The 25,497-nt window shown below is 62.2% G+C and carries 26 protein-coding genes, 1 tRNA gene and 2 riboswitches; of the genes, 10 read left to right on the top strand and 17 right to left on the bottom strand.

Annotated features, from left to right (window positions below):
* Positions 1-15: 15 nt before the first annotated feature.
* A riboswitch (glycine riboswitch) is annotated at positions 16-127 on the bottom strand.
* Between the two features lie 17 nt (positions 128-144).
* Positions 145-264, bottom strand: a riboswitch (glycine riboswitch).
* Positions 265-366: 102 nt separating this feature from the next.
* From AB7A72_RS00135 to AB7A72_RS00115, 5 genes are all read right to left on the bottom strand, one after another.
* Positions 367-1,641, bottom strand: coding sequence for a TRAP transporter large permease (locus tag AB7A72_RS00135; RefSeq protein WP_239811660.1), 1,275 nt, complete (start codon positions 1,639-1,641; stop codon positions 367-369).
* A complete protein-coding gene (locus tag AB7A72_RS00130) occupies positions 1,638-2,132 on the bottom strand; it encodes a TRAP transporter small permease (protein WP_313330192.1) in 495 nt (164 codons plus the stop codon). The genes AB7A72_RS00135 and AB7A72_RS00130 overlap by 4 nt, the downstream gene beginning before the upstream one ends.
* Before the next feature lie 162 nt (positions 2,133-2,294).
* Positions 2,295-3,272, bottom strand: a complete 978-nt coding sequence (locus tag AB7A72_RS00125) for a TRAP transporter substrate-binding protein (RefSeq protein WP_369458644.1) — start codon at positions 3,270-3,272, stop codon at positions 2,295-2,297.
* Between the two features lie 311 nt (positions 3,273-3,583).
* Entirely contained in the window at positions 3,584-4,339 is a 756-nt protein-coding gene (locus AB7A72_RS00120; protein WP_369458643.1) for a nucleotidyltransferase family protein, read from the bottom strand.
* A gap of 48 nt (positions 4,340-4,387) precedes the next feature.
* Complete coding sequence (locus tag AB7A72_RS00115) at positions 4,388-5,512, bottom strand: sterol desaturase family protein (RefSeq protein WP_239811664.1); 1,125 nt, start codon at positions 5,510-5,512, stop codon at positions 4,388-4,390.
* A 383-nt stretch (positions 5,513-5,895) separates the two neighbouring features.
* Between AB7A72_RS00115 and AB7A72_RS00110 the strand changes: the two genes are divergently transcribed.
* The gene (locus AB7A72_RS00110; RefSeq protein WP_043341700.1) at positions 5,896-6,357 is read left to right on the top strand and encodes an Lrp/AsnC family transcriptional regulator; all 462 of its coding nucleotides are present in this window, start codon (positions 5,896-5,898) and stop codon (positions 6,355-6,357) included.
* A gap of 131 nt (positions 6,358-6,488) precedes the next feature.
* On the opposite strand, the gene hemP is transcribed toward AB7A72_RS00110, so the two are convergent.
* The 8 genes from hemP to AB7A72_RS00070 all read right to left on the bottom strand — a co-directional run bounded on the left by hemP (position 6,489) and on the right by AB7A72_RS00070 (position 12,406).
* Positions 6,489-6,689, bottom strand: coding sequence for a hemin uptake protein HemP (hemP, locus tag AB7A72_RS00105; RefSeq protein WP_369458642.1), 201 nt, complete (start codon positions 6,687-6,689; stop codon positions 6,489-6,491).
* 167 nt (positions 6,690-6,856) lie between these two features.
* Positions 6,857-7,897 carry a Bug family tripartite tricarboxylate transporter substrate binding protein gene (locus AB7A72_RS00100; RefSeq protein WP_369459086.1) on the bottom strand — a complete coding sequence of 347 codons (1,041 nt, stop codon included), beginning with the start codon at positions 7,895-7,897 and terminating at the stop codon, positions 6,857-6,859.
* A 244-nt stretch (positions 7,898-8,141) separates the two neighbouring features.
* Positions 8,142-8,555 carry an ExbD/TolR family protein gene (locus AB7A72_RS00095; RefSeq protein WP_239811667.1) on the bottom strand — a complete coding sequence of 138 codons (414 nt, stop codon included), beginning with the start codon at positions 8,553-8,555 and terminating at the stop codon, positions 8,142-8,144.
* A 2-nt stretch (positions 8,556-8,557) separates the two neighbouring features.
* Positions 8,558-9,283, bottom strand: a complete 726-nt coding sequence (locus AB7A72_RS00090; protein WP_239811668.1) for a MotA/TolQ/ExbB proton channel family protein — start codon at positions 9,281-9,283, stop codon at positions 8,558-8,560.
* A gap of 23 nt (positions 9,284-9,306) precedes the next feature.
* Positions 9,307-10,035 (bottom strand): energy transducer TonB, encoded by a 729-nt coding sequence (locus AB7A72_RS00085; protein ID WP_369458641.1) that lies wholly within the window; start codon positions 10,033-10,035, stop codon positions 9,307-9,309.
* A 102-nt stretch (positions 10,036-10,137) separates the two neighbouring features.
* A complete protein-coding gene (locus AB7A72_RS00080; protein ID WP_239811670.1) occupies positions 10,138-10,410 on the bottom strand; it encodes a (2Fe-2S)-binding protein in 273 nt (90 codons plus the stop codon).
* A gap of 502 nt (positions 10,411-10,912) precedes the next feature.
* Positions 10,913-11,200 carry an SWIB/MDM2 domain-containing protein gene (locus tag AB7A72_RS00075; protein ID WP_133855525.1) on the bottom strand — a complete coding sequence of 96 codons (288 nt, stop codon included), beginning with the start codon at positions 11,198-11,200 and terminating at the stop codon, positions 10,913-10,915.
* 249 nt (positions 11,201-11,449) lie between these two features.
* Positions 11,450-12,406 (bottom strand): DMT family transporter, encoded by a 957-nt coding sequence (locus AB7A72_RS00070; protein WP_369458640.1) that lies wholly within the window; start codon positions 12,404-12,406, stop codon positions 11,450-11,452.
* Positions 12,407-12,813: 407 nt separating this feature from the next.
* On the opposite strand from AB7A72_RS00070, the gene aceA reads away from it, so the two are divergent.
* Positions 12,814-14,145, top strand: coding sequence for an isocitrate lyase (gene aceA / locus AB7A72_RS00065; RefSeq protein ID WP_116924135.1), 1,332 nt, complete (start codon positions 12,814-12,816; stop codon positions 14,143-14,145).
* Between the two features lie 156 nt (positions 14,146-14,301).
* Complete coding sequence (locus AB7A72_RS00060) at positions 14,302-14,679, top strand: cupin domain-containing protein (RefSeq protein ID WP_312408805.1); 378 nt, start codon at positions 14,302-14,304, stop codon at positions 14,677-14,679.
* A gap of 98 nt (positions 14,680-14,777) precedes the next feature.
* Here AB7A72_RS00060 and argG read toward each other — a convergent pair whose 3' ends face one another.
* From argG to AB7A72_RS00040, 4 genes are all read right to left on the bottom strand, one after another.
* Entirely contained in the window at positions 14,778-16,115 is a 1,338-nt protein-coding gene (gene argG / locus AB7A72_RS00055; RefSeq protein WP_239811673.1) for an argininosuccinate synthase, read from the bottom strand.
* A 130-nt stretch (positions 16,116-16,245) separates the two neighbouring features.
* A complete protein-coding gene (gene ppnP / locus AB7A72_RS00050) occupies positions 16,246-16,563 on the bottom strand; it encodes a pyrimidine/purine nucleoside phosphorylase (RefSeq protein WP_369458639.1) in 318 nt (105 codons plus the stop codon).
* A 181-nt stretch (positions 16,564-16,744) separates the two neighbouring features.
* The gene (locus tag AB7A72_RS00045; RefSeq protein WP_369458638.1) at positions 16,745-17,533 is read right to left on the bottom strand and encodes a glycine zipper 2TM domain-containing protein; all 789 of its coding nucleotides are present in this window, start codon (positions 17,531-17,533) and stop codon (positions 16,745-16,747) included.
* Between the two features lie 208 nt (positions 17,534-17,741).
* Entirely contained in the window at positions 17,742-18,104 is a 363-nt protein-coding gene (locus AB7A72_RS00040) for an ArsC family reductase (RefSeq protein WP_369458637.1), read from the bottom strand.
* A 46-nt stretch (positions 18,105-18,150) separates the two neighbouring features.
* Here AB7A72_RS00040 and folC point away from each other — a divergent pair, with 46 nt between their 5' ends.
* The 7 genes from folC (at position 18,151) to AB7A72_RS00005 (ending at position 25,496) form a co-directional block, all read left to right on the top strand.
* Positions 18,151-19,470 carry a bifunctional tetrahydrofolate synthase/dihydrofolate synthase gene (folC, locus tag AB7A72_RS00035; protein ID WP_369458636.1) on the top strand — a complete coding sequence of 440 codons (1,320 nt, stop codon included), beginning with the start codon at positions 18,151-18,153 and terminating at the stop codon, positions 19,468-19,470.
* 165 nt (positions 19,471-19,635) lie between these two features.
* Positions 19,636-20,517 (top strand): SPOR domain-containing protein, encoded by an 882-nt coding sequence (locus tag AB7A72_RS00030; RefSeq protein WP_407064937.1) that lies wholly within the window; start codon positions 19,636-19,638, stop codon positions 20,515-20,517.
* Positions 20,518-20,644: 127 nt separating this feature from the next.
* Positions 20,645-21,184 carry a CvpA family protein gene (locus tag AB7A72_RS00025; protein ID WP_239811679.1) on the top strand — a complete coding sequence of 180 codons (540 nt, stop codon included), beginning with the start codon at positions 20,645-20,647 and terminating at the stop codon, positions 21,182-21,184.
* A gap of 19 nt (positions 21,185-21,203) precedes the next feature.
* Positions 21,204-22,715, top strand: coding sequence for an amidophosphoribosyltransferase (purF, locus tag AB7A72_RS00020; protein ID WP_239811680.1), 1,512 nt, complete (start codon positions 21,204-21,206; stop codon positions 22,713-22,715).
* A 30-nt stretch (positions 22,716-22,745) separates the two neighbouring features.
* Entirely contained in the window at positions 22,746-23,960 is a 1,215-nt protein-coding gene (locus AB7A72_RS00015) for an O-succinylhomoserine sulfhydrylase (protein ID WP_239811681.1), read from the top strand.
* On the top strand, positions 23,957-25,357 hold the full coding sequence (gene gltX, locus AB7A72_RS00010) for a glutamate--tRNA ligase (RefSeq protein ID WP_369458634.1): 1,401 nt from the start codon (positions 23,957-23,959) through the stop codon (positions 25,355-25,357). The genes AB7A72_RS00015 and gltX overlap by 4 nt, the downstream gene beginning before the upstream one ends.
* A gap of 63 nt (positions 25,358-25,420) precedes the next feature.
* Positions 25,421-25,496: transfer RNA gene (locus AB7A72_RS00005), tRNA-Ala, on the top strand.
* The last annotated feature ends 1 nt before the right edge of the window (position 25,497 follow it).

Here is a 25,497-nt window from a genome sequence, read left to right as displayed (position 1 = left end):
TGCCGGTTGCATGCTGTTTGCCCTGCTGTCCGCTTTACCTGAGAGATTCACCCGCCGCTGTGAGGCCTGGGGGCTTGCTCCTTCGGTGGATGGCGTCCAGGCGCCACCTCTCTCCAGCTGGGAACGCCGGCAGGCCTAAGCTGCGCGGCGGGGCCAGTCCTTTTGCCTGAGCGTTCAGCAGCTGCATCTGCAGTAGCCTGCGCCTTCGGCGGCCGCGCTGCGCGTTGGGGTACAACGGGGGCGACTCTCTCCTGACTGCGGCGATTTTAGCGGCAACTGGCCGCTTGCGCCCGCAAAAGGGTTGGCCAACACGCAAAAAAGCCACCGGCGGGTGGTGGCTCAGCGATGCAAACGGGGAAAACCGGATCAGCGGTAGACCAGATCCCGCAGCCCCAGCGAGATGCCCGGCACATAGGTGATCACCATCAGGCACAGCAAGATCACCCCGACAAAGGGCAGCAGGTGTTTGATGATCTGGTCCAGCGATATGCGGGCCACCGTGCAGGCGGCAAACAGGTTGACGCCAAACGGCGGTGTGATCATGCCCAGCGCCAGGTTCACCACCATGATCAGCCCGAAATGCACCGGGTCGATGCCAAAGTGCATCGCCACCGGCGCCAGGATCGGGGCCAGCACGATGATCGCCGCGCTGGTCTCGATGAACATGCCGATGATGAACAGCGCCGCGTTCACGCCCAGCAGGAACATGGCCGGGCTCTGCAGCACCTGTTCCAGCCAGTGGCCGATGGCATCGGGCACACCGGCGCGGGTGATCAGGAACGCGAACAGACCCGCATTGGCAATGATGAACATGATGATCGACGAGGAGATCGCCGATTTGCGGAGAATCGCATACAGGTCCCGGATCCGGATCTCGCGGTAGATCAGCATGCCCACGATCAGTGCATAGAACACGGCCACGGCCGAGGCCTCGGTCGGGGTGAACACACCGCCGTAAATGCCGCCCAGGATGATCACCGGCATCAACAGTGCCCAGCCTGCCTGCAGAAAGGCTTTGCCAAAGCCCAGCCGGCCTTCGCCATCGTTCTTGCCCCAGCCCTTGTATTTGCAGTAGGCCCAGACAAAGACCATCAGCGCCGCACTGATCAGCAGCCCGGGGCCAAAGCCGGCAATGAACAGCTCACCAATCGACACCTCGGCGCTGACGCCATAGAGAATCATCGGAATCGACGGCGGAATGATGACCCCCAGCTCGGCGCTGGTCGCTTGCAGCGCGGCCGCATAGCTCTTGGGGTAGCCATGCTTGATCAGCGCCGGAATCAAGATGGCGCCAATCGCAAAGGTGGTGGCCACCGAGGAGCCGGAGACGGCGGCAAAGATCATGCAGGTCAGCACGCAGGTCATTGGCAGGCCGCCCTGGACGCCGCCCACAATGCTCTTGGCAAACTCGACCAGGCGGCGCGAGATACCACCGGTCTCCATCAGGTTGCCGGCCAGAATGAAAAACGGGATGGCCGCGAGCGGGAATTTGTTGATCGCACCAAACATCTCCTTGACCGAGATGAGCATGTTGGCATTGCTGGCCTGGATGCCCAGGACCGACGCCAGGCCGATGGAAACGGCGACAGAGACGGTGAGCGCAAAGCACAGCACCATCGTGGAAAGCATCACGGCGGTCATTGCGCGTTCTCCAGTTCGGTATTTTGGGGTTCGAGCAGGTTGCCGATGACGCCAAACACGGCAAACAGTGCACCCACGGGGACGGCCAGGTAGGCCCAGAACATGGACAGCGATTCCAGCCCGGCCATCGTCTGCACGCCGCCACGGCGGGCATAGTCCCAGCCCCACCAGATCAGCACGGCCAGCAGCACCAGCGTGGCGATGCAGACAAAGCCGCTGAGCAGGCGGCGCATCGCCGGCGGTGCCCAGCGCTTGAGCACATCGACGCTGACCATCGCGCCTTGGCGGAAGGCCATCGGAATCGCGAGGAACACCATCCAGATCAGGCTGAAGCGGATCAGCACCTCCGTCCATTCGGCGGGCTCTTCGAGCACAAAGCGGGTGATGATCTGGAACATGCCCAGCGTGGATGCGATGGCCAGCATCAGGCAGGCGCCGGCCATGGCGATGCCTGATGTCCAGCGCTCGAAAGCAAGAAATGCGTTTTTCATGGTGACCGGGGTGGGCAGGCGCATGCAATGCCGCCTGGCGCCACCGTCCTTGCGCGGGTTGACACAGCAACTGCTGGCGCCGGGTGGGCGTCAGCAGTGAGGCGGGAGGCGAGGGGGGGGGCTTGCGATGGAAAGCTGCAGGCAGCTTTCCGGGTGCAGCACTTATTGGAAGTTGCGGATGCGGTCGAGGTTGGCCTTGCCGAACTGCTTCTCGAAGTCGGCATTGGTCTTCGTCAAGGTCGCTACAAACTTGGCCTTGTCGACGTTCTCCACCACCTGCATGCCCTTGGCGCGCAGCTCGGCCACGCCATTGGTGTCATCCAGGTCCACACGGGCGCGGTTGGCCTTGGTGGCGGCCTGGGCGGCTTGCACAAAGGCGGTCTTGTCGTCGGCGCTGAGCTTGTCGTACGCGGCCTTGTTCATCACCAGAATGCAGGGCGAGTAGACGTGGCCGGTGAGGCTCAGGTGTTTTTGCACCTGGTCAAACTTGGCTGAGGTGATGACGGGCAGTGGGTTCTCCTGGCCATCGACCGTGCCCTGCTGCAGTGCGGTGAACACCTCGGGGAAGGCCATCGGCGTGGTGATGATGCCCAGCGCCTTGTAGGCCTGAATGTGCACCGGGTTCTCCATCGTGCGCATCTTCAGGCCCTTTGTGTCGTCGGGGCTGTTGATCGCGCGCTTGGAGTTCGTCATATGGCGGAAGCCGTTCTCCGCCCAGGCCAGTGCCTTGAAGCCCTTGCTGTCGAACTTGGCCAGCAGTTCGTTGCCGATGGGCCCATCGAGCACCGCACGCGCATGGGCCTTGTCGCGGAACAGAAAGGGAACGTCCAGGATCTTGGTCTCGGGCACAAAATTGGGCACCGGGCCGCTGGAGCTGAAGGCCAGCTCCTGCGTGCCCAATTGCACTGCTTCGATCGATTCGCGCTCGCCGCCCAGCGCGCCGTTGTAGAAAGTCTGGATCTTGTAGCGGCCGCCGGTGCGCTGCTCAACCTCTTTGGCAAAGGTGTCAATGGCCACGCCCTGGTGCGAGTTCTGGGCCACGGAGATGCTGATGCGCATCGTCGTCTGCGCCAACACGGGGCCTGCGGCCACCAGGCCCATTGCCAACCCCATACCCCAGGCCAATTTTTTCATCTGCATGACTTGTCTCCCCGGCTGTGCCGAATGGTTTTATAGGCGCCTGCGGATGCCCGCTTGCGCCTTGCATTGTGGGCAAGCCGGGGTGATTCGGTATTGGGGTTTTTATGATGTCGGACGTTCAGGCCTTGCCCTTCTGGGTGGATTTATATCTAAGTGATTGATAAATAAATCATGTTGGCAAGTAAGATCATTCGCCAATGTCGCCGCCTCTGTCACCGTGTCGACAGAGTAGTGGGGCTGGCTGCAATCCCCGCCACCCTGCCAGGGCGTGGCGTCAGGGCCGGCCTGGGCCCTGGTGCTGCTCCTGCGGCTCAGGGGTTGAGCATTTGCAGGCGCTCCACCGTGCCTACATCGACCCAGTGGCCGTCATAGCGGCTGGCGCTGCAGCGGCCCGCCTGCATCGCCGCACGCAGTTGCTGCACCAGCGGCATCTTCGTGCCCTGCGGGTTGCCAGCTGGAATATCGCAGTAGGGCGCGCGGAACAAGTCCCTTTTGAGCAGCGCGACCGAGCAGTAGGTCAGGCGCGGGCGCGGGTCGTCCGCAGCCGGGTTCTCGGCCCGGCCTTCGGCCGTCAGTACAAAGTCTCCCCGGGGGTGGTGCGGTGCATTGGGCACGAGCCACAGATGGGCCAGGTCGCCGCTGTCGGCAAAGCGCTGGCGCAGGGCCTCATCAAAGGGAAAGCCGGGAATGAAGACATCGCCCGAGACCAGCCAGAACGCATCGTCGAGCGCCGGCAGTGCGCGGCTGATGGCGCCGCTGGTCTCGATGCCGCCGCCGAAATCCAGGTCCTCGCGGGAATAGACAATCTGCAGCTGCTCGCCGCCCAACTGGGCCAGCGCAGGCGCAGCCGGCCAGGCGTCGGCTACCTGCTGGCCCAGCCAGCCGGTATTGATGAGCAGGCGCTGGACGCCGGCGCGGGCCAGTTGCTCCATGCTGTGCTGCATCAGCGGCTTGCCTTGCACGGGAAGCAGTGGCTTGGGGGTGTAGTCCGTCAGGGGCCGCATGCGCTCGCCACGGCCAGCGGCCAGCACCATCGCCTGGGCGCGAAAATCAGAAGGAAGTGACATGGTTGATCAAAGCGATAGAGCAGGGCATCCCGGCGGCACAAGCGGCGCTCAGCCTTTCCAGGTGAAGGGAAACTTCAGCTGCTTGAAAAAGCCATTGGGCACATAGTCACCGAGCACACCATAGTTGGTGGGCCAGAGCTTGTCGCTTTTGACGGCGGTGCCAAACAGGTAGTCCAGAAATGCAAAATGCGCGGCGTAGTTCTTGTCGAGCGCCTCGGCATCCTGGCTGTGGTGCCAGTGGTGGAAATTGGGCGTGACGATGACATAGCGCAACGGGCCCAGGCGCACGCTGACGTTGGCGTGGTTGAAGACCGCCTGGAAGCCGACGATGATGATGTAGGCATCGATCACTTCCTTGCTGAATCCCAGCACGTAGATCGGAGCGAGCACCAGGGTGCGGGTGATCAGCAGCTCCAGAATGTGCTGGCGCGAGCCGGCCAGCCAGTCCATGCTCTTGACGCTGTGGTGCACCGCGTGGATGCGCCACAGCAACGGCACTTCATGGTAGGCGCGGTGCGTCCAGTACTGCACCAGATCGGCCACCAGGATGATCAGGAACAGCGCGACCCAGAAGTTCAGGTTGGCCACCCAGCCCCGGATGCCGTCATTGGCCGCCCAGCCGAAGAACTGGTGCACCATCAGGTTGGTGGCCAGCAGCACAAAGCCCACCACCATGTGGTTGACCAGAAAGTGGTGGAAATCGGTTTGCCATTCGGGGCGGAAGACGGGCTGGTCCTTGCGCAACGCAAACAGCTTCTCGATAAAGATGAAAATCAGCGCGCTGCCCAGCAGATCGAGGATGAACCAATCCAGACCGATATAGGGCGTATCGGTGGCGAAGCTGCCGACGGGCACCTTGTGGCCACCGAGCAGCGCCGACAGCAGCACCAGACCAAAGGCAGATGCCGCCAGCCAGCGCACCCGGCCGAGCACCATCAGGGCCACGGACAGGCCGCCTGCGATCACCATGCTCCAAAACAGCAGCTGGCGCATGACATCGACGTTGTAGCTGCGGCGCAGCTCGGGCGTGGTCAGGTACTGCGGAAAATGAAAAGCCAGCACGCCCAAAAAGCACAGGGCGGCCAGGATCAGTGCAATGACGCCGGCCACCATGCCTTTACCAGCACGCAGGGCGCCATGGCTTTCAGACAGTTCGTTGAGTCGCTTAAACATAGCTGCTTATTGACCATTCGCACGCGCTGATTTCCCAACTCTTCAACGCATGGCGGGCGGTCTGTTGTCGTTGTTCCAGGGCGCCACTATGCCATGGCGCAGGTCCAGGGCATGCACAGGAGCGGAGGCACAAATGCAATAGTTTTGTTACATAAAGGGCGAGCCGGCGGCGCAATGCAACAGCCCCCATGGCAGCGGTAACCGCCTGGGGGCTGATGGAGAGAGGGGCTGCCGGTAAGCAGGCTCTGCCAGAAAGAGGCTTCGGTAAAAGTGTTTCGATGCAGAAAGTATGCGGGTTTGCATCGCAAAAAATATTTTGTTTTTCTGTTATTAACCCATTAATATAGAAAAATATTCCATATTTAACACTCTGGCAGAAAATCATGCTTCTTGACACGCTAGACCGCAAAATTCTGCGCCAGCTGCAACACAACAGCCGCGCCAGCCTGCAGGAGATTGGCCAGGCGGTGGGACTGAGCGCGTCACCGTGCTGGGGCCGCATCAAGAAGATGGAAGAGGCCGGGGTCATCCAGGGCTATTCGGTGCGGCTGTCGCCGCAGGCGCTGGGGCTGGGCGATACGGTGCTGGTGATGGTCACGCTCGACAGCCACAGTGACAACACGCTGGAGAAATTTGGGGAGTTGCTAGCCACTATCCCGGAGGTGGTGGAGGCGCATCTGGTCTCCGGCGAGTACGATTACCTGCTGCGCGTTGTCGTCAAGGACACCCGCGACTATGAGCGCCTGCTGCGCGAGAAGCTCTACAAGATCAAAGGCATACGCCACAGCCAGTCGAGCTTTGTGCTGCGCACCCTCAAGCATGCGGATTTGCCGCTGGGTGTGTAGCAAGCCCCCGGCACGCCCATCCCCACAGGCATAAAAAAGCCAACTTCAAGAAGTTGGCTTTTTACCGGACGCGGAGCCTTGCACTGGCGCGCAAGCGGGCAGCGCGGCAAGCGGCTGCCAGAGCCTGGGGCTTATTTCGTCAGGATCAGCTTGCCGAGCTTGGTGGTCTGCAGACGGTAGATGGCGCCGTTGTGAACGATGGACACCGCTTTGGCGCCTTGCAGCAGCGTACTGCTTTCCAGCGCGGCCGATGGCGTGGCATGGCCTAGGGACGCACTGGCACTCTTGCTGGCGGCGGCGAGCGGGGTGGCGGGTCGGGCGATGGTTTGCATGGCGGTGCTCACAGGGATAAAACTGAAGCAAATGATAACGATTCGTATTCGTGAAGTCCAGTGTTAATTTGAAATTTGCCGTGGTAAAAGGCAAAAAACCACGGCACAGAAGCACTGTGCCGTGGTTGCGCGCCCTGGTGTGTGCGGAGCCGGAGCCGCAGCGGGGCTCAGGTGGGCTGTACGCCGGCATCGGCGAGCAGCTTTTTCCAGATCGGCAGCTCCCGCTTCCAATCGGCCTGAAAGCGTGCGGGGCTGTCGTCGGTGAAGGGCACAAAGCCCGCCACCAACACCCGGGCATTCACCTCGCGGGTCAGCAGCGCCTTGCGTACCTCGGCACCCAACTGCTCGACGACAGCGGCAGGGGTGCCACCCGTGGCCGCTATGCCGAGCCAGCCAGAGATCGTGAATGCATCTTCCCGGTGGCCCTGCTCGGCGAAGGTGGGCACGTCGGGCAGCGCGGGCACGCGGTTGGGCCCGGTAAAGCTGATCGCGCGCAGCTTGCCGCTGTCGATATGCTGCTTGAGTGAGAGGATGCTGCCAATACCCATCATCAGCTGGCCACCGACGAGGTCCTGCACCATCGGCGCCTCGCCCTTGTAGGCGATGTGGCTCATGTCGGCCTGGGTCAGGTTGCTTAGACTGGCCAGCACCAGATGGCCCTGCGAGCCAATGCCATAACTGCCATACGAGAGCTTGCCTTTGTTGGCGCTGATATAGGCCATCAGCTCCTGCAGATTGCGCACCGGAATCTGGGCATTGGTCACCAGCACAATGGGTGCCCAGCAGATGCGCATGACGGGCACCAGGTCCTTTTGCGGATCATAGGAGAGCTTTTTGAACATGAACTGGTTCGACAGCATGGTGCTGGTCGTGCCCAGTGTGAGCGTATGGCCATCGGCCGCTGCCTTGGCGACCGCATCGCAGGCGAGCAAACCCGCGGCGCCTGGGCGGTTGTCCACGATGGCCGGCTGTCCCAGCTGCTGGCCGAGCCGGTCGCTGACGCTGCGCGCCAGCACATCGGTGGCACCCCCCGGCGCAAAGGGAACGACCACGCGCAGGGCCTTGGTCGGGAAGGCCGCCTTGTCGCTGGCCGCATGGGCGACGGAGGCCAGCGGCAGTCCGCTAGCAGCGGCGCTGGCGACGGCCATGCGCAGCATGTGGCGCCGGCGCAAAGACGCGGGAAATGTCGGGTTGCGGGACGTCTGCATCAATCGGTGTCTCCTCACTATGGATAGTTGGGGGAGGCGCTGGTGATGGTCGGTTTGCCCGCCGCTGCTTCGGCCAGTACAGGTCGCCACGGCGCTTGTCCTGCGGTCCAGTTTAGGCAGGGCCGGCAGCGTTGTCGCGTCGCTGAGGTGTCACTGCGGGTAAACCGGGAGCGGCGCCGGGCCGGCGTTCGGGCAGCAAAAAGGGCTCCTGCCGGAGCCCTTGGGGGGAGAGGAAGGGCGCAGTCTATTCGCCCACCTGGTCGGTGATGAAACCGATCTTCTTGAGGTTGCTGCGCTGGGCCGCAGCCATGGCCTGGGCCACCTTCTCGTACTTCACATCGCGCGCGCCGCGGATGTGCAGTTCAGGCTGGGGCTCCTTGCTGGCCTCGGTCTGCATGTTGGCTTCGAGCTCGGCGTCGGTCACGGCCTTGCCATTCCAGTTGTAGCTGCCGTCGGGCAGGATGGCCAGCTGGATGGTGTCCGGCTTGGCATCTTCGGGCGTGTTGACGGCGCGCGGCAGGTCGATGTTGACCGAGTGCTTCATCACCGGCACGGTGATGATGAAGATGATGAGCAGCACCAGCATGACGTCGACCAGCGGCGTCATGTTGATCTCATTCATGACCTCATCGGCATCGTCTTGCGTTCCAAAAGCCATGATCAGGCACCTTTCTTCAGCGGCGTGACGACGGCACCGGGCTTGCTGGCATCGACGTTCAGGCGCGTGCCGGTGACGAAGAAGGCATGCAGGTCATGGGCGAAGCTGTTGAGGCGGTTGAGCACCGACTTGTTGCCACGCACCAGCGCGTTGTAACCCAGCACGGCGGGAATCGCAACGGCCAGGCCCAGTGCGGTCATGATCAGTGCCTCGCCGATGGGGCCGGCGACCTTGTCGATCGAAGACTGGCCCGACATGCCGATGGCGACCAGTGCATGGTAGATGCCCCAGACGGTGCCGAACAGACCGATGAAGGGAGCGGTGGAGCCCACCGATGCGAGCACGGCCAGACCCGACTGGGCGCGGGCCGTGAACTCATCGATGCCATTGCGCAGGCAGCGTGTGATCCAGTCGCTGACATCCAGCGAGTCATGCAGGTGCTCGGCAGTTTTGCGGTGGTGGGCGGTGGCTTCGCGGCCCTCAATAGCCAGCTGGCGGAACGGGTTGTCACCTTGCTCGCCAAGCTTGCTCAGGCCGGCAGCGAAGTCCGCGCTGTGCCAGAAATCCTGGGCATTGCGGGCGTACTTCTTGAAACGCATGATATCGAGCGCCTTGATGACGATCACGATCCAGGAGGCGAGAGACATGGCCACCAGAATGACTGCGACCGTCTTGGTCACGAAATCTCCCTGAGCCCAGACGTGGGCGATGCCGAATTGCGAGTCCATAACTGATCCTATTTCCGTACGATTTAATTGAGTTCCCACTTGATGGGCACGTTGACCCACATGGGCCGGGGAGTTCCGTTGGAGGTGCCTGCCTTGAAGCGCCATTTGCGCACCGTATCGAGCGCGGCCTGGTCAAGGCGGTCATACCCGCTGGACTGCTTGAGCTGCAGCTCCTGGGGCTTGCCTTCTTCATCAATGTAGGCGCGAACGATCGTGGTCCCTGTCTCGCCCATGCGGCGGCTGATGGCCGGGTACTGCGGGGCGGGATTGTTCAGGTAGGCGGCGTTGCTCGACGGCAGCTGTATCACCGGTGGAGGTGGGGGCGCTGGCGGTGCGGGCGGAGCCGGGGGAGGCGAGGGCGGAGCGGGCGGCGGCGCCTCGATGGGCGGTACCGGTGGCTGGGCCTCCGTCGTACCGGTCACTGCATTGGGCGCAGGCGTCGGATCCTTGATCGCCTGTGGCTTGGGTGCAGGTTTGGGCACGGGCTTGGGCGTGGGTTTTGGCGGTGGTGCCGGCGCCGGGGGCGGCGGCTTGGGGGTCGGAGGAGGCGGCGGCGCAACCACGGGCATGGGCTCGGGCGCAATCAGCTGCACCATGACCGGCTCGGGCTTGGGCATCTCGATGGCCGCACTCTTGAGCAGGCCCGCCTGCAAGGCCCAAAGACCTGCGACGTGCGCTGCCAGCACCGAACCCGTAACCACGATATTGCGCCCCAGTTTGTTGGCGGGGCTGTAAGGGTCTGGTGAAAGCATAAGGGCAATAAAAAATGCTGCAGCCTCAAGCCGCAGCACGGCATATCAATGCGTTGGTGGCTTATTTCCGAAAGACCCACCAGAGAGAGGCGGCAACCAGAATCAGGCTACCGAAGACAGCGGCGAAGAGTTCCATGCTTTGCTTTCCAGGATGGGGGTGGCAAGCTGGACCGGGTGCACTGCAGCTTCATTGCGCAGAGCTGCAACCGGACGCGACGCGCTGCACTGTTCGACCACATCGCGGGCACAACCTTCGCAGCAGCCGCATTGCAGTCCAACACCCAGTTCGAACTGGATCTCATCGAAAGACATCCCCGCATGCGCGTGGCGAGCGATCTCTTTGTCCGAGACTCTGCGGCATACACAAACGATCATGGTCAGATGAACAGCGTGGTGGCTGGCTAGTGAATAATTGAAGGGAATTATAAATAAGAATTTGTCGCATTCGCAATAATCTCCTGACCGCAATAGGGGTGCTGTGTGCGGCAGCCTGCTGATAGCCTATGGTTTTTTGCCCCATTGAACGAATTTATTGTTATAGATCAATGTTCTGAGGGTCGGGTGAACACTGTTCAGTCAGAAAGGTCTGGTGACAAATCGGCAGCAGCGCCGTTCGGCAGCCTGGGTCTTGGGGCATGGCGCCGCCAGATGGTGAGCTCCAGACGCGTGACGGAGCCGCGAATGCGATGGGCGGGGCGGTGTTTGCCGCGCCGTGGTGTGCGCGGACGGGCCAGTGCCGCTGGGGCCGATACCTGAGCGTCAGGGACGCTGCGATGGACTCCTGTGCGATGCCTGCGGACAGACGTAAAAAAACCAGCATGGGAGATGCTGGTTCTTCGTGCGGCGCCAAGAGCGGCGCTGCAAATACCGGGCTGGCTTACTTGACGTGCTTGCCGATCAGACCCGCCATCTCGAACATCGACACCTGGGGCTTGCCGAACACTTTCTTGAGCTTGTCATCGGCGTTGATCATGCGCTTGTTGGCAGCGTCTTGCAGGTTGTGGGCCTTGATGTAGACCCACAGCTTGCTGATGATCTCGGTGCGTGGCAGCGGAGCGGTGCCCACCACAGCGCCCAGTTCGGCGCTAGGGGTCAGAGGCTTCATGAAAGCTGCGTTCGGGGTGCGCTTCTTTGCAGGCGCTGCGGTCTTGGATGCGGTTGCCATGTTTTGGTTTCCTTGTGTCAATATCTCTATGCCAGCCAGAGCTGTGCTCCGCTGGTTACAGCCATGCTAACGGCAAAAAATCGGCTTTCCAAGGGAGAGGCGCATTTTTTTGCCTCGAAATGTTGCTTGTTTTAGCTTTGCTAACCTTTGTTGATGGATCAAAGCTATCAGCAAGCAGCGTAGCGCGTTGATTCTTGTCAGTTTGGAGCTTGCGCCCCTCGACGCATGGTACTGGCTCGCGGGGCGGTGTCAATCCGCGTCGCGTTGCAAAACTGTCTGCCCTCTGCCACGCTGGGGCAGGGGCAAGGTCGCCAGGGCCAGACTGGAGACGGCAATCGCAAAGGCCAGCATCTGCAGGCCGTTGAGGGTTTCGCCGAGGAAGACCACGCCCACCAGTGCGGTAGACAGCGGCAGCATCACGGTGAACACGGCGCTTTGCGATGCGGGGACTACCTGAAGGCCCGTCATCCACAACCAGACGGTGACCATGCAGGCCGCCAGCGCGTAGCCCACCAGCAGCAGCCAGGTGGCCACCGGTACCTGCGCAAAGTCGAAATGCCAGGCCAGGTACAGCCCGAAAGGCAGGGTGAGCACAAAGCCCCACAGGTTGATCAGTGCCGCAATCCGCTTGGGACTCAGGCTGCTGGTCAGTTTTTTACCGATGACGGCATAGATCGCTTCGCACAGCACCGCGCCCACGAGCAGCAACTGGCCCAGCCCATGCCTGACAGGATCTGCCGATGCCGCCGCGCCGGGGTGCGCGCTGGCCTCCGGTTTGGCAAAAGCCAGCAGCACAATGCCCAGCACCGCCAGGCTGATCGCGATCATCACCCGCAGGCTGATGCGCTCCTTGAGCACCAGCCAACTCAGCAGCGCAATGGCTGCGGGGATCGTGGCCATCGTCACGCTGGCGGTGACGGCGCTGGACAACGACACCCCCGTGATCATGCACAGCGTGAAGAGAAAGTTGCCAAAAAAGGACTCCAGAAACAGCAGGCCCTTGGCTCGCGCGGGCAACGGCGGCTCTGCTGCTGGCCGCCTGATCCACCCGAGCATAGCCACCCCGCCGATGCCAAAACGCAGCCAGGCCAGCAGCAAGACAGGAAAGGTGGCTGCCAGGGGTTTGGACAACGCCACATAGGCACCCACCAGCGACATGCTGAGTGCCAGATAGAAAAAAGCGAGGGGTTTGCTATGGATGCGCATGGGGAGCAAGGCGATGAAACGGTGAGCCGGTCACTCGGCCCCCTGCGCAAGAAAGCTGTCACATCCGCTTTGCACAATGGGCCTGCTGCATCATGCCGCAATTGGCCCCTGGTTGGCGCAGAGCGGGCCGACGCGGTGGCCATGCTCTCTGTGAAAATGAATTCTCATATTGTGAAATATGAGATTATTGCAGTGCATCAATATTTCTCAATATGAGAAATGTCTTTTCTTAATGCGGAATACATAGTTAAGATTGTTGATTTTTAATAATAAAAATTTAGTCTTATATAAGACATAAGACAAAAAAATTCGCTGGCACGGGCGTACAGTTGAAGCCATGGACAGACGGTATCTGTCCACCGGTTTTCGATCCGTTAGTTCATCCAACTTGACCACAGGAGCTTCCCATGTCCCAGAAACTGAACCAGCAACTCAGCCGCGAACAGCAAATTGCCGCCCTTGAACTGGATTGGGCGCAAAACCCCCGCTGGAAGGGCGTCAAGCGCGGTTACTCGGCCGCTGATGTGGTGCGTCTGCGTGGCAGCGTGCAGCCCGAGTACACCCTGGCCCAGCGCGGTGCCCAGGTGCTGTGGGACAAGATCAATGGGGGGGCCAAGAAGGGCTATGTGAATGCCTTCGGCGCGATTACCGCCGGCCAGGCCATGCAGCAGGCCAAGGCGGGTCTGGAAGCGGTCTACCTGTCGGGCTGGCAGGTGGCTGCCGACGGCAACACGTCCGAGACCATGTATCCCGACCAATCGCTCTACGCCTACGACTCGGTGCCGACCATGGTGCGCCGCATCAACAACACCTTCAAGCGCGCTGACGAAATCCAGTGGGCCAAGGGTGTGAATCCCGGCGACAAGGAATTCATCGACTACTTCCTGCCGATCGTGGCCGATGCAGAAGCGGGCTTTGGCGGCGTGCTCAATGCCTTCGAGCTGATGAAGAATATGATTGCCTCGGGCGCCGCCGGCGTGCACTTTGAAGACCAACTGGCCGCCGTCAAGAAGTGCGGCCACATGGGTGGCAAGGTACTGGTGCCTACGCATGAAGCCTGCGAGAAGCTGATTGCCGCGCGCTTTGCAGCTGACGTGATGGGCGTGCCCACCATCGTGCTGGCCCGCACCGATGCCGAAGCGGCCAACCTGATCACCAGCGACCACGACGCCAATGACAAGCCCTTCCTGGTGGGCGAGCGCACGCAGGAAGGCTTCTACCGCGTCAAGAACGGTCTGGAGCAGGCGATCAGCCGTGGCGTGGCCTATGCCCCCTATGCCGATCTGGTGTGGTGCGAGACCGGCACGCCGGACCTGGGCTTTGCCCGTGAGTTTGCCCAGGCGGTGCATGCCGCAAGCCCCGGCAAGCTGCTGAGCTACAACTGCTCGCCGTCCTTCAACTGGAAGAAGAACCTTGACGATGCAACGATTGCCAAGTTCCAGGACGAGCTGGCAGCGCTGGGCTACAAGTACCAGTTCATCACCTTGGCCGGCATCCACAGCAACTGGTACAACACCTTCAAGTTTGCCCATGCCTATGCCCGTGGCGAAGGCATGAAGCACTATGTGGAGATGATCCAGGAGCCCGAATTCGCTGCCCGTGAGCAAGGCTACACCTTTGTGTCGCACCAGCAGGAAGTGGGCGCAGGCTACTTCGACGATGTGACCACGGTGATCCAGGGCGGCTCGTCCAGCGTCAAGGCGCTGACCGGCTCGACCGAAGAAGAGCAGTTCCACTGATCTTTCATCTAAAGCGCCTGCAGGCGTGCCAGATACAAGCAGGCGGCTCCAACGGAGCCGCCTTTTCCTGGGCTTTTCATCAGGTGCAAGGCGCTGCGCCGCCGCGCTGCCAGATAATGCCTGCCTGCGCATTTGCCCAGCTCCCCGATTTCCGCCATGTCCCACCCCACCTCTGCCGACTCCAAGATCTCCATCATCCATTGGCCCGCCAAGACCCTGGTCAATCCCGTCATCGGCAAGCCCAGCCGCCCGATCAGCGGCAACACCGAATACCAGACGATGAACGTATTTGAGGGCCTGGGCGGCAAGGTGAGCTCGGGCACCTGGCAGTCCAGCGCCGGCCACTTCAGCTCCAATGTGCAGGGCTACATCGAGTTTTGCTTCATTGTCGAAGGCGACTGCCGCCTGGTCGACCCCGACGGCACCGTGCACCGCTTTGGCGTGGGCGACCATTTCATCATGCCCGAGGGCTGGACCGGCCACTGGGAGGTGGATCACTTTGTGAAGAAGGTCTACCTGGTGGCCGAGGCCTGAGCGCCGTTCTTCCCCCGCGCATTCAGACGGTAAAAAACCGCTGTGGCCTTGGCAGGCGCACAGCGGTTTTGCTGATGGGAAGTACTCCGCCGGGGGAATTACTTCTTGTCGTTGCCCAGCTGCGGCAGCGCGTGGCTGCCGCTGGCGGTCAGCAGGCCGGTCTGGGTGTAGATGGCCAGCTTGTCGCGGGTGTCCATCAGGTCCAGATTGCGCATGGTCAGCTGGCCAATGCGGTCGGCAGGGCTGAATGGCGCGTCCTCGACCTTTTCCATCGACAGGCGCTCGGGCTTGTAGGTCAGGTTGGCGGATTCGGTGTTCAGCAGCGAGTAGTCATTGCCACGGCGCAGCTCCAGGGTCACCGTGCCGGTGATGGCGCGGGCTACCCAGCGCTGGGCGGTTTCGCGCAGCATGATGGCCTGTGGATCGAACCAGCGGCCCTGGTACAGCAGACGGCCCAGGCGCAGACCGTTGATGCGGTACTGCTCGATGGTGTCTTCGTTGTGGATGCCGGTCACCAGGCGCTCATAGGCGATGTGCAGCAGTGCCATGCCGGGGGCTTCGTAGATGCCGCGGCTCTTGGCTTCGATGATGCGGTTCTCGATCTGGTCGCTCATGCCCAGGCCGTGGCGGCCGCCGATGCGGTTGGCTTCCAGGAAGAAAGCCACAGGGTCTTCGATGCGCTGGCCGTTCAGGGCCACAGGGCGGCCTTCTTCGAAGGTGACGGAGACTTCCTCGGCCTTGACTTCGACTTCGGGCTTCCAGAACGCCACGCCCATGATGGGGTTGACGATGCGGATGCCGCTGTTGAGGAACTCCAGGTCCTTGGCTTCATGGGTGGCGCCCAGCATGTTGGAGTCGGTCGAGTAGGCCTTCTCCGCGCTCATCTTGTAGCCAAAACCTTCCTTGGTCATGAAGGCCGACATCTCGGCGCGACCGCCCAGCTCGTCGATGAAGGTCTGGTCCAGCCAGGGCTTGTAGATCTTCAGCGCGGGGTTGGTGAGCAGGCCGTAGCGGTAGAAACGCTCGATGTCATTGCCCTTGAAGGTCGAGCCATCGCCCCAGATGTTGACGTCGTCTTCCTTCATCGCGGCCACCAGCATGGTGCCGGTCACGGCACGGCCCAGCGGCGTGGTGTTGAAGTAGGTGATGCCACCGGTGGAGATGTGGAAGGCGCCGGCCTGGATGGCGGCGATACCTTCGTTGGCCAGCTGGCTGCGGCAGTCGATCAGGCGGGCCTTCTCGGCACCGTATTCCATGGCCTTGCGCGGGATTTCGTCGTAATCGGACTCATCGGGCTGGCCCAGGTTGGCCGTGTAGGCATAGGGCAGGGCGCCCTTGTTCTTCATCCAGCGCAGCGCTGCGCTGGTGTCGAGGCCGCCGGAGAAGGCGATGCCGACCTTCTGGCCGACGGGAACATGTTGCAGGATGGTTTCCATGGTGTGGCTTTTCTCTAAAAACAGGCGCTGCTGCGGTGCTGTCCGGGTATGGGCTGGTTCAGCGGTCAGCCCGGCCAGCGCCGTGCAGTGGGAGGCATGCGCTCGGTAGCACTGCGCCGGCCCCCAAAAATCAGGCGTAGTGGCAGATGTAGTGGTAGGCCTCGGCCACGCGGATATCGAACTTGCTGTTGGCCGGAACGCTGAACTTCTCGCCAGGGCCGGACTTTTGCCATGCGTCGCTGCCGTCGAGCTTGTACTCGCAGGCGCCGGCCACACACTCCATGACCTCGGCGGCGGCCGTGCCAAAGGTCAAGGTGGCTGCAAGCACCACACCGACCGATTGCTTGGTGCCATCGGCCAGCTGGTAGCTGTGGCTGACGCACTTGCCATCAAAATAAACATTGGCCTTGGTGGTGAGGCGTACGCCGTCAATGCTCTCAGTGATCATGGAGGACAACAGGTAAAAGGAGGAAAACCGCCATTGTAGGCGAGGCCTTTGCCCGTCTCTGGAACATGGTGGGGCAGTTGAGCGGCATGGCAGGCATAAAAAAGCAGCAGGGCGTCTGCACTGCTGCTGGTAGTGGGTGGTGAGTTCGGGCCGGGTGGCAGCTGCGCTGCAGCGCGCCCGCTCAGCGCCAGTGGCCGCGATGGCCGCCCCAGTAGCCGCCCACGCCAATCTGCACCGAGGGCTGCAGCAGGACGGGGGGTGGCGCATAGTACACAGGCGCCGGTGCCACATAGACAGGAGGCGGCGCCGCATACACCGGCTGCTGGTAGACCGGCTGGCTGCTGACGACGACGCCGGGCTCGGGTGCCGTGTTGGCATAGTCCTGGGGCGGTGGGTTGTCGTAGGCTGCTGCGGCCGGCTGCACGCTCAGCGGCAGCCATTCGCCGGGGGCCGTGGCCGTGCGCGTGCTGTAGCGGCGGCCTGCATATTCATACTCCACGTTGTAGCCATCGGGCTGGTTCTGCGTGGTGTACTGGTTGGCGCATTGCCGTACCGTTTGGTAGCTGGGGGTGCCGCCTTCGAGCTGGTTGCCAATGGCCGAGCCGGCGATCACGCCCGCGCCGGTGGCCGCAGCGCGGCCAAAACCATGGCCAATGCCATTGCCCAGCAGGCCGCCAACGACGGCGCCGGTGATGGCGCCAACGCCGGAGGTGCGTTGGCCCGCATACACCTGCTGGTCATTGCAGACGGTTTGCGGCGTATTGACCTGGCGGTAGGCTGGCGTGACCGACAGCACGCGGCCATAAGGCTGCTCGCCCGCAGGCAGCGGTGGCTGTGCGCCAGGCGCTTGCTGGGGCAAGAAGGGATCAGGCGAAGGCGCGTAATTTTGGGCCCAGACCGACGGGCTGGTTGCCGCCATGGTGGACAGGGCAGCCAGCACAAGCAGGCGGGCCGAGAGCAGATGTGGCATGAATGCCTCCAAAAAAGCAATAAGTAGCTGGGTGCTCAACGCGCGAGTGCCAGGACTCGGCGACACGCTTTACACCACATGCACAAATATCTAAGACTGCGCCGCAGGCATTTAGTTCAGCATGCGCAGATGCTGCCCCTGCCGTGTATCTGCGCCATGTCGCAGCGTAAAGCGCCTGTCAACGCGGCAAAGTCCCCATCTGCATCCGCTACGCGATCTTGCTGCTCCAGACCGCCTCATCAATGCCCACGGTGACGGAGCCATCAGCCCATTCCACCACGGGGCGCTTGATGACGCTGGGATTGGCAATCATCAGCGCACTGGCGCTTTCGGCATCCGCCACGGTCTGCTGCACCGCAGGTTCCAGCTTGCGCCAGGTGGTGCCTTGGCGGTTGACCAATTTTTCCCAGCTGGCCTTCGCGATCCAGTCGGGCAAATGGCTGGCCGGTACGCCGGCTTTCTTGAAATCGTGGAACTGGTACGCAACGCCGTGCGCATCGAGCCAGGTGCGGGCTTTTTTGACGGTGCTGCAGTTGGGAATGCCGTAGACGGCGATGGTGTGGTTACTCATGGGCAACAATGATGACACAGCCGCAATTACGCGACAATCTGGTCCCATGCAAACCCGTTTCGATACCTTGGACCAGTGGCTGAGCCACTGCGAGCAGATTCATCCCAAAACCATTGACATGGGGCTGACCCGCGTCAAGGCGGTGGCCGAGCGCCTGGCGCTGCGCTTTGCCTGCCCAGTGATCACGGTGGCGGGCACCAACGGCAAGGGGTCGACCTGCGCCATGCTGGAAGCGGTGGCGCTGGAGGCCGGCTACCGCCCTGGCGTGTTCACCTCGCCGCACCTGGTGCATTTCGAAGAGCGCTGCCGTGTGCATGGCGAGATTGTCTCGGCGGCCGATCTGCTGCCGCATTTCGAGGCGGTTGAAGCGGTCCGCCTGCAGGCACCCGAGATCTCGCTGAGCTATTTCGAGTTCACCACCTTGGCGATCCTGCGCCTGCTGAGCCAGGCCAGGCTGGATGTGGCGATTCTGGAGGTTGGCCTGGGCGGCCGGCTCGACGCCACCAATATGATCGACACGGACTGCGCGATCATCACCAGCATCGATCTGGACCATATGGACCTGCTGGGCCCTGACCGCGAATCGATCGGCCGCGAAAAAGCCGGCATCATGCGCCCGGGCAAACCGGCCATCGTCAGCGACCCGGTGCCGCCGCAAAGCGTGATCGACTATGCGCAAAGCATTGGCGCAGACCTGTGGCGCTTTGGCCGCGATTTCAACTATGAAGGCGACAAGCAGCAGTGGAGCTGGGCAGGGCGGGGCCGCCGCTATGCTGGCATGGCTTACCCGGCGCTGCGCGGGGCCAACCAGCTGGTCAATGCCTCCGGCGTGCTGGCCGCCTATGAGGCGCTGCGCCAGGTGCTGCCGGTCACCGCCCAGGCCGTGCGCAATGGCCTGGCGATGGTCGAGCTGCCAGGCCGCTTTCAGATCGTGCCCGGCCAGCCGGCCCTGGTGCTGGATGTGGCGCACAATCCGCATGCGATTGCTGCGCTGACCGCCAACCTCGATGCGATGGGCTACTTCCCCACCACCCATGCCGTCTTTGGCGCCATGCATGACAAGGACCTGACGCCGATGCTGCGCAAGGTTGGCCCTCTGGTGGACCGCTGGTATTTCTGCGACCTGCCCACCGACCGCGCCGAGAAAGCGGTGGATCTGCAGTCCAAATGGAATGCGGTGCACCTGCTGTCGGACCAGCGCCGCGAAGTGGCTACAGCTTGTTACCCTGACCCGATGGCCGCATTCCAGGCGGCTGTCGAAGCGGCGGGGCCCGCTGATAGAATCGTCGTTTTCGGCTCGTTCTACACGGTAGGCGGGGTGTTGAAGGATGGGGTGCCACGGCTCGATGCCAAGCACCTGAACTGATGGCGGCCCCAGGTGGGGCGCTCCGCAGCCGCATTTTTCAAGCTCGACCTCCAATCGTCCATGGCAATTTTCAATCTTCGATGGCCCGGTAAAAAGCAACAGGAAGCGGAGAGCCCGCGCGTCATTCGTGCGCCGCGCAGCAATCCTGCCGAAAGCGTGGAGGCCATGCGACGCCGCGCGCGCCATCGCCTGATCGGTGCCACGGTGCTGGTGCTGGCGGCCATCATCGGTTTTCCGATGCTGTTTGACACGCAACCACGCCCTGTGCCGGTCAATGCCTCGATTGAGATTCCGGACCGCGAGCGTGTCGCTGCGCTGGCTGTGCCGCCTGCGTCGAACGCTGCAGCGCCGCATGGCAGCCATTCGGGCAATGACAATGGCCTGGATGCCGGCGAAGAGATCGTTGGCGCGAGAAACAATGCGGCCAGCTCCGCTGCCACGGCCCCCACGGCCTCTGCAGCGGCTGGCGCCACCGCAGCAGCAGCCGCGACCGCCGCCGCAGCAACGGCTGCCGCCAGCAAACCCGCCGACAAGCCTGCCACTACGACCAGCAAGCCCGAGCCAGCGGCCAAACCAGAGCCCGCTGCCAAGCCAGAACCCAAACCTGAGCCCAAGCCGGCACCTAAACCCGAACCCAAGCCCGAGCCCAAACCTGAGGCCAAGCCCAAGGAAGAGCCCAAGCCCAAGCCGGCAGAACCCTCCAAGCCCAAGCGTGATGATGAGGCCGACCGGGTGCGTGCGATGATGGAGGGCCGAACCGCCAGCGCGCCTGCAGCAGCACCAGCGGCTGCGCCCGCAGCCAAGCCGGCAGCAGCCACCAGCCGCTACGCAATCCAGGTGGGTGCGTTTGCCGAAGAGAGCAAGGCCGCCGAGGTGCGTGCCAAGCTGCAGATGGCCGGCGTGCCCGCGTTTACCCAGTCGGTGAAGACGGCATCGGGCACCCGCATCCGTGTGCGCGTGGGTCCTTTCAACAGCAAGGAAGAGGCCGACAGTGCCGCAGCCAAGGTACGTGCCCAGGGCCTGCCAGCTGCGCTGCTGCCGCTGTAAGGCTGGCGCTGCTGGCCTCTGCGTTCCGTTGTGACACTTTTCTACCGCGCCTGGCCATCGCCCAGCACCCTTTGCCGGGTGCTGGCCTTGGCCGCCGCGCCCGGGTCCTTGTGGACGGAGCATTGACATGTCGGCACTGGACTGGGTGTTTGTCTTGATTCTGGTGGGATCGGTGCTGATCGGCGCCTTGCGTGGGCTGGTGTTCGAGGTGCTGTCGCTGATCAGCTGGGTGCTGGCGTTTTTTGCCGCACGGCTGTGGGGCGCACAGGTCGGCATGTGGTTGCCGATGCAGGAGATGGACGAGGGCGTGCGCATAGCCGCAGGCCTTGTGATCGTCTTTGTTGCCGCCATCTTCAGCTTGGGTCTGGTGATCCGCATCATCGGCAAGCTGGTTCAGATAGTGGGTTTGCGGCCCTTTGACCGCACGCTGGGCGCACTTTTTGGTGCCTTGCGTGGGGTGTTACTACTTGTGTTGATCGCTCTGGTTTTCATGCTGACATCGATGCGGGAATCGCAAATCTGGAACACTTCAGTCTTCGCACCGCATCTGGTGTCGGCAGTGTCAGTGTTGCGGCCGTGGATGCCGCAGGAAATGGGAAGACATTGGTCTTCACTGGTGGACCAGCTCACCGAGGCTGGTGCACGCATCGCGGCTGAGCCGCGTTAACGTTTTTGGAACGCTCAATATGTGTGGAATCGTCGGAGTCGTCAGTAGCACGCCGGTCAATCAATTGATCTATGACGCGCTGTTGCTGCTGCAACACCGTGGACAGGATGCAGCAGGCATTGCAACCCAGCAGGGGCGCAAGTTCTTCATGCACAAGGCCAAAGGCATGGTCAAGGATGTGTTCCGTACCCGCAATATGCGGGCATTGCCGGGCAATGTCGGCCTGGGCCAGGTGCGCTACCCCACCGCAGGCAATGCCTACAGCGAAGAGGAAGCCCAGCCTTTCTACGTCAATGCACCGTTTGGCATCGTGCTGGTGCACAACGGCAATCTGACCAATGCGGTGCAGCTGCGCAAGGAGCTGTTCTCCACCGACCACCGCCACACCAATACTGAGAGCGATTCGGAAGTGTTGCTCAACGTGTTCGCCCATGAGCTCGAGCGCGCCACGCATGGCATCCCGCTGCAAAAGCAGGATGTGTTCAACGCCATCCGTGCGGTGCACAAGCGTGTGCAGGGCTCCTATGCCGTGATCGCACTGATTGCCGGTCACGGCGTGGTGGCTTTCCGCGATCCGAATGGCATCCGCCCGCTGTGCATTGGCCGTGGCGCCGATGGCACCGTCATGGTGGCCAGCGAATCGGTGGCGCTGGAAGGCACGATGCAGCAACTGGACCGTGATATTGCGCCGGGCGAAGCCGTGTTCATCGGCGACGACGGCTCGCTGACTTTTGAGCAGTGCGCCGAAAACCCCAGCCTGCACCCCTGCATCTTCGAGTTTGTCTACCTGGCCCGCCCGGATTCGGTGCTCGATGGCATGTCGGTCTACCAGGCACGTCTGAACCTGGGTGAGACGCTGGCCAAGCGCGTGATCTCGATGGTGCCGCCCAACGAAATCGATGCGGTGATCCCGATCCCTGAATCGAGCCGCCCCAGCGCCATGCAGCTGGCCCAGCTGCTGGGCAAGCCCTACCGCGAAGGCTTCGTCAAGAACCGCTATGTGGGCCGTACCTTCATCATGCCGGGCCAGGGTGCGCGCAAGAAATCGGTGCGCCAGAAGCTCAATGCCATCGGCAGCGAGTTCCAGGGCCGCAATGTGCTGCTGGTCGATGACTCCATCGTGCGTGGTACGACCTCCAAGGAAATCGTGCAGATGGCGCGCGACGCTGGTGCCAACAAGGTTTATCTGGCCAGCGCTGCGCCACCGGTGCGCTTCCCGAACGTCTACGGCATCGACATGCCTACCGCCAAGGAGCTGGTGGCCCATGACCGCAGCCTCGAAGAGATCCGCCAGTACATCGGCTGCGATGCGCTGATCTACCAGGACGTCGATGGCATGAAGAACGCCGTGGGCAAGCTCAATACCGGCGTGCATGGCTTCGAGGCTTCGTGTTTCGATGGCATCTATGTGACCGGCATCACGCCTGAAGGCATCTCGCAGGTCAATGAAGGCCGTGTCACCACCGAAGAGGACGATCTCGATACCTCGCGTCTGTCGCTGCGCAATGCCGATGTGACCGATGCGGCTTGATGGCGGTCTGCGCACTGCTAGGGAAGAAGAATGACTGAAAAGAAATTGCCGCCAGGCCTGCACCCTGATACCTTGGCGGTCCGTGAGGCGATCGAGCGCAGCCAGTGGGGCGAACACAGTGAAGCCCTGTACCTGGCCAGCAGCTTTGTGCAACCCAATGCCGAGACGGCCGCGCGCCGCTTTGCCGCGCTCGAAGAAGGCTACACCTACACCCGCACCGGCAACCCGACGGTGACCAGCTTTGAGCGCCGCCTGGCGGCGATGGAAGGTACCGAGTGTGCGATCGCCACCTCGACCGGCATGTCCGCCATCTTGCTGGTGGCCCTGACCGTGCTGAAGACGGGCGACCATGTGATCTGCTCGCAGTCCATGTTCGGATCGACGATCAAGCTGCTGGGTACCGAGATGGCCCGCTTTGGCGTGGAGACCAGCTTTGTGCCGCAAACCGATGTGCAGGCCTGGAAGGCGGCGATCCGGCCCAATACGCGCATGCTGTTTGCCGAGACGCCGACCAATCCGCTGACCGACCTGTGCGACATCGCCGCGCTGGCCGAGATCGCCCATGCGCATGGCGCATTGCTCGCGGTGGACAACAGCTTTGCCACGCCCGTGCTGCAGCAACCTGCCAAGCTCGGCGCTGATCTGGTGGTGCATTCGGGCACCAAGTTCCTCGATGGCCAGGGCCGCGTGATGGCAGGCGCCGTCTGCGGCACTGTCGCGCTGGTCGACAAGGTCATGGGCACCTTTCTGCGCAGCGGTGGACTGAACCTTTCTCCGTTCAACGCCTGGGTGGTAATGAAGGGGCTGGAGACCCTGGCCCTGCGGGTGAGGGCGGAAAGCGCCGCAGCGCTGGAGCTGGCACGCTGGCTGGAGTCGCATCCCAAGGTTGCCCGGGTGTACTACCCTGGCTTGGAAAGCCACCCGCAGCATGCGCTGGCGATGCGCCAGCAAAACGGCATGGGCGGGGCGGTACTGGCCTTTGACGTGGTGGGTGAGGGTGCGGAGCAGCTGCGCGCCCAAGCCTTCCATGTGATCGACAGCACCTTGCTGTGCTCGATCACGGCCAACCTGGGTGATGTGAAGACCACGATCACCCATCCGGCCAGCACCTCGCATGGCCGCCTGACCGAAGAGCAGCGCCAGGCCGCAGGCGTGGGCCAGGGCCTGATCCGCATTTCCGTCGGCCTGGAACACCTGGATGATTTGAAAGCCGACCTGTTGCGCGGCCTGGATACCCTGACATGAGCACCAAAGTACGTACCCGTTTTGCCCCATCGCCGACCGGCTTTATCCATCTGGGCAACATCCGCTCGGCCCTCTACCCCTGGGCCTTCGCACGCGCCAACCAGGGTGATTTCATCCTGCGCATCGAAGACACCGACCTGGAGCGTTCCAACCAGGCCTCCGTCGATGTGATTCTGGAAGGCATGGCCTGGCTGCAGCTGGACCCCAACGAGGGCCCGTTCTACCAGATGCAGCGCATGGACCGCTACAAGGAAGTGCTGGCCACCCTGCAAGAGAAGGGCGCCGTCTACCCTTGCTACATGAGCATGGAAGAGCTGGACGCGCTGCGTGAAAAGCAGATGGCCAACAAGGAAAAGCCCCGCTATGACGGCACCTGGCGCCCCGAAGAGGGCAAGGTGCTGCCGCCGGTGCCCGAAGGCGTCAAGCCCGTGCTGCGCTTCAAGACCCCGCTGACTGGCGTGGTGGCCTGGGAAGACAAGTGCAAGGGCCGCATCGAGTTCCAGAACTCGGAGCTGGATGACCTGGTCATCGCCCGTCCCGATGGCACGCCGACCTATAACTTCTGCGTCTGCGTCGATGACATGGACATGGCCATCACCCACGTGATCCGGGGTGACGACCATGTCAACAATACGCCCCGCCAGATCCACATCTTCGAAGCGCTGGGCGCCGATGTGCCGGTGTTTGCCCATCTGCCCACCGTGCTCAATGAGCAGGGCGAGAAGATGAGCAAGCGCAATGGCGCCAAGGCCGTCACCCAGTACCGCGACGAAGGCTACCTGGCCGATGCCATGGTGAACTACCTGGCACGCCTGGGCTGGAGCCACGGCGATGACGAAATCTTCTCGCGCCAGCAGTTCCTTGAGTGGTTCAACCTCGACCACCTGGGCCGCAGCGCGGGCCAGTTCGACGAGGCCAAGCTGCGCTGGGTCAATGCCCAGCACATGAAGCTGACGCCCGATGACGAACTGGCAGCCATGCTGACCCCGTTCCTGAAGAACCTGGGTCTGGACAGCATCACCGTCGGTGATGGCCGCCTGCCACGCATCTGTGCATTGTTCAAAGACCGCTGCGACACCCTGGTAGACCTGGCGCAATGGGCCCAAGTGTTCTACAAGGACGTGCAGCCCAGCGCAGAAGACCTGGCTGCCCATGTGACGCCCGAGATCATTCCGGTGCTCGACGAGCTGCTGCAGGTGCTGCAGGCAGGTGATTGGAGCAAGGAAGCGATCAGCGCCGGCTTCAAGCAAGTCCTCAAGACACACGGCATGAAGATGCCCCAACTGGCGATGCCGGTGCGTGTTTTGGCGGTAGGTACCGCCCATACGCCGTCGGTGGACGCAGTGCTTGCATTACTCGGTCGTGAAAAAATTATCGAAAGACTGCAAAAGCGCTGAAATACGCCCTATAATTCGAGTCTTCGGTGAGCAGCAACAAGTAATTGTAAAACTTGCCGATACGGGGGTATAGCTCAGCTGGGAGAGCGCTTGCATGGCATGCAAGAGGTCATCGGTTCGATCCCGTTTACCTCCACCAA

It is taken from the genome of Comamonas sediminis (assembly GCF_041107495.1).
In the GTDB taxonomy this organism is placed as follows: Bacteria; Pseudomonadota; Gammaproteobacteria; order Burkholderiales; family Burkholderiaceae_C; genus Comamonas; species Comamonas sediminis.
Note: the sequence above shows the minus strand (reverse complement) of the source record. Positions and strands in the feature narration are given on the sequence as shown.

Bases quoted from the DNA above. Each gene is read 5' to 3' on its own strand.
- hemP (WP_369458642.1), bottom strand. From the start codon at position 6,689: ATGCAAACCATCGCCCGACCCGCCACCCCGCTCGCCGCCGCCAGCAAG.
- ppnP (WP_369458639.1), bottom strand. From the start codon at position 16,563: ATGATCACTGAGAGCATTGACGGCGTACGCCTCACCACCAAGGCCAAT.
- AB7A72_RS00100 (WP_369459086.1), bottom strand. From the start codon at position 7,897: ATGCAGACGTCCCGCAACCCGACATTTCCCGCGTCTTTGCGCCGGCGC.
- AB7A72_RS00120 (WP_369458643.1), bottom strand. From the start codon at position 4,339: ATGTCACTTCCTTCTGATTTTCGCGCCCAGGCGATGGTGCTGGCCGCT.
- AB7A72_RS00045 (WP_369458638.1), bottom strand. From the start codon at position 17,533: ATGCCACATCTGCTCTCGGCCCGCCTGCTTGTGCTGGCTGCCCTGTCC.
- AB7A72_RS00095 (WP_239811667.1), bottom strand. From the start codon at position 8,555: ATGGCTTTTGGAACGCAAGACGATGCCGATGAGGTCATGAATGAGATC.
- purF (WP_239811680.1), top strand. From the start codon at position 21,204: ATGTGTGGAATCGTCGGAGTCGTCAGTAGCACGCCGGTCAATCAATTG.
- AB7A72_RS00085 (WP_369458641.1), bottom strand. From the start codon at position 10,035: ATGCTTTCACCAGACCCTTACAGCCCCGCCAACAAACTGGGGCGCAAT.
- AB7A72_RS00060 (WP_312408805.1), top strand. From the start codon at position 14,302: ATGTCCCACCCCACCTCTGCCGACTCCAAGATCTCCATCATCCATTGG.
- AB7A72_RS00075 (WP_133855525.1), bottom strand. From the start codon at position 11,200: ATGGCAACCGCATCCAAGACCGCAGCGCCTGCAAAGAAGCGCACCCCG.
- AB7A72_RS00070 (WP_369458640.1), bottom strand. From the start codon at position 12,406: ATGCGCATCCATAGCAAACCCCTCGCTTTTTTCTATCTGGCACTCAGC.
- aceA (WP_116924135.1), top strand. From the start codon at position 12,814: ATGTCCCAGAAACTGAACCAGCAACTCAGCCGCGAACAGCAAATTGCC.
- argG (WP_239811673.1), bottom strand. From the start codon at position 16,115: ATGGAAACCATCCTGCAACATGTTCCCGTCGGCCAGAAGGTCGGCATC.
- gltX (WP_369458634.1), top strand. From the start codon at position 23,957: ATGAGCACCAAAGTACGTACCCGTTTTGCCCCATCGCCGACCGGCTTT.
- AB7A72_RS00040 (WP_369458637.1), bottom strand. From the start codon at position 18,104: ATGAGTAACCACACCATCGCCGTCTACGGCATTCCCAACTGCAGCACC.
- AB7A72_RS00025 (WP_239811679.1), top strand. From the start codon at position 20,645: ATGTCGGCACTGGACTGGGTGTTTGTCTTGATTCTGGTGGGATCGGTG.
- AB7A72_RS00130 (WP_313330192.1), bottom strand. From the start codon at position 2,132: ATGAAAAACGCATTTCTTGCTTTCGAGCGCTGGACATCAGGCATCGCC.
- AB7A72_RS00015 (WP_239811681.1), top strand. From the start codon at position 22,746: ATGACTGAAAAGAAATTGCCGCCAGGCCTGCACCCTGATACCTTGGCG.
- AB7A72_RS00090 (WP_239811668.1), bottom strand. From the start codon at position 9,283: ATGGACTCGCAATTCGGCATCGCCCACGTCTGGGCTCAGGGAGATTTC.
- AB7A72_RS00135 (WP_239811660.1), bottom strand. From the start codon at position 1,641: ATGACCGCCGTGATGCTTTCCACGATGGTGCTGTGCTTTGCGCTCACC.
- AB7A72_RS00115 (WP_239811664.1), bottom strand. From the start codon at position 5,512: ATGTTTAAGCGACTCAACGAACTGTCTGAAAGCCATGGCGCCCTGCGT.
- folC (WP_369458636.1), top strand. From the start codon at position 18,151: ATGCAAACCCGTTTCGATACCTTGGACCAGTGGCTGAGCCACTGCGAG.
- AB7A72_RS00080 (WP_239811670.1), bottom strand. From the start codon at position 10,410: ATGATCGTTTGTGTATGCCGCAGAGTCTCGGACAAAGAGATCGCTCGC.
- AB7A72_RS00125 (WP_369458644.1), bottom strand. From the start codon at position 3,272: ATGCAGATGAAAAAATTGGCCTGGGGTATGGGGTTGGCAATGGGCCTG.
- AB7A72_RS00030 (WP_407064937.1), top strand. From the start codon at position 19,636: ATGCGACGCCGCGCGCGCCATCGCCTGATCGGTGCCACGGTGCTGGTG.
- AB7A72_RS00110 (WP_043341700.1), top strand. From the start codon at position 5,896: ATGCTTCTTGACACGCTAGACCGCAAAATTCTGCGCCAGCTGCAACAC.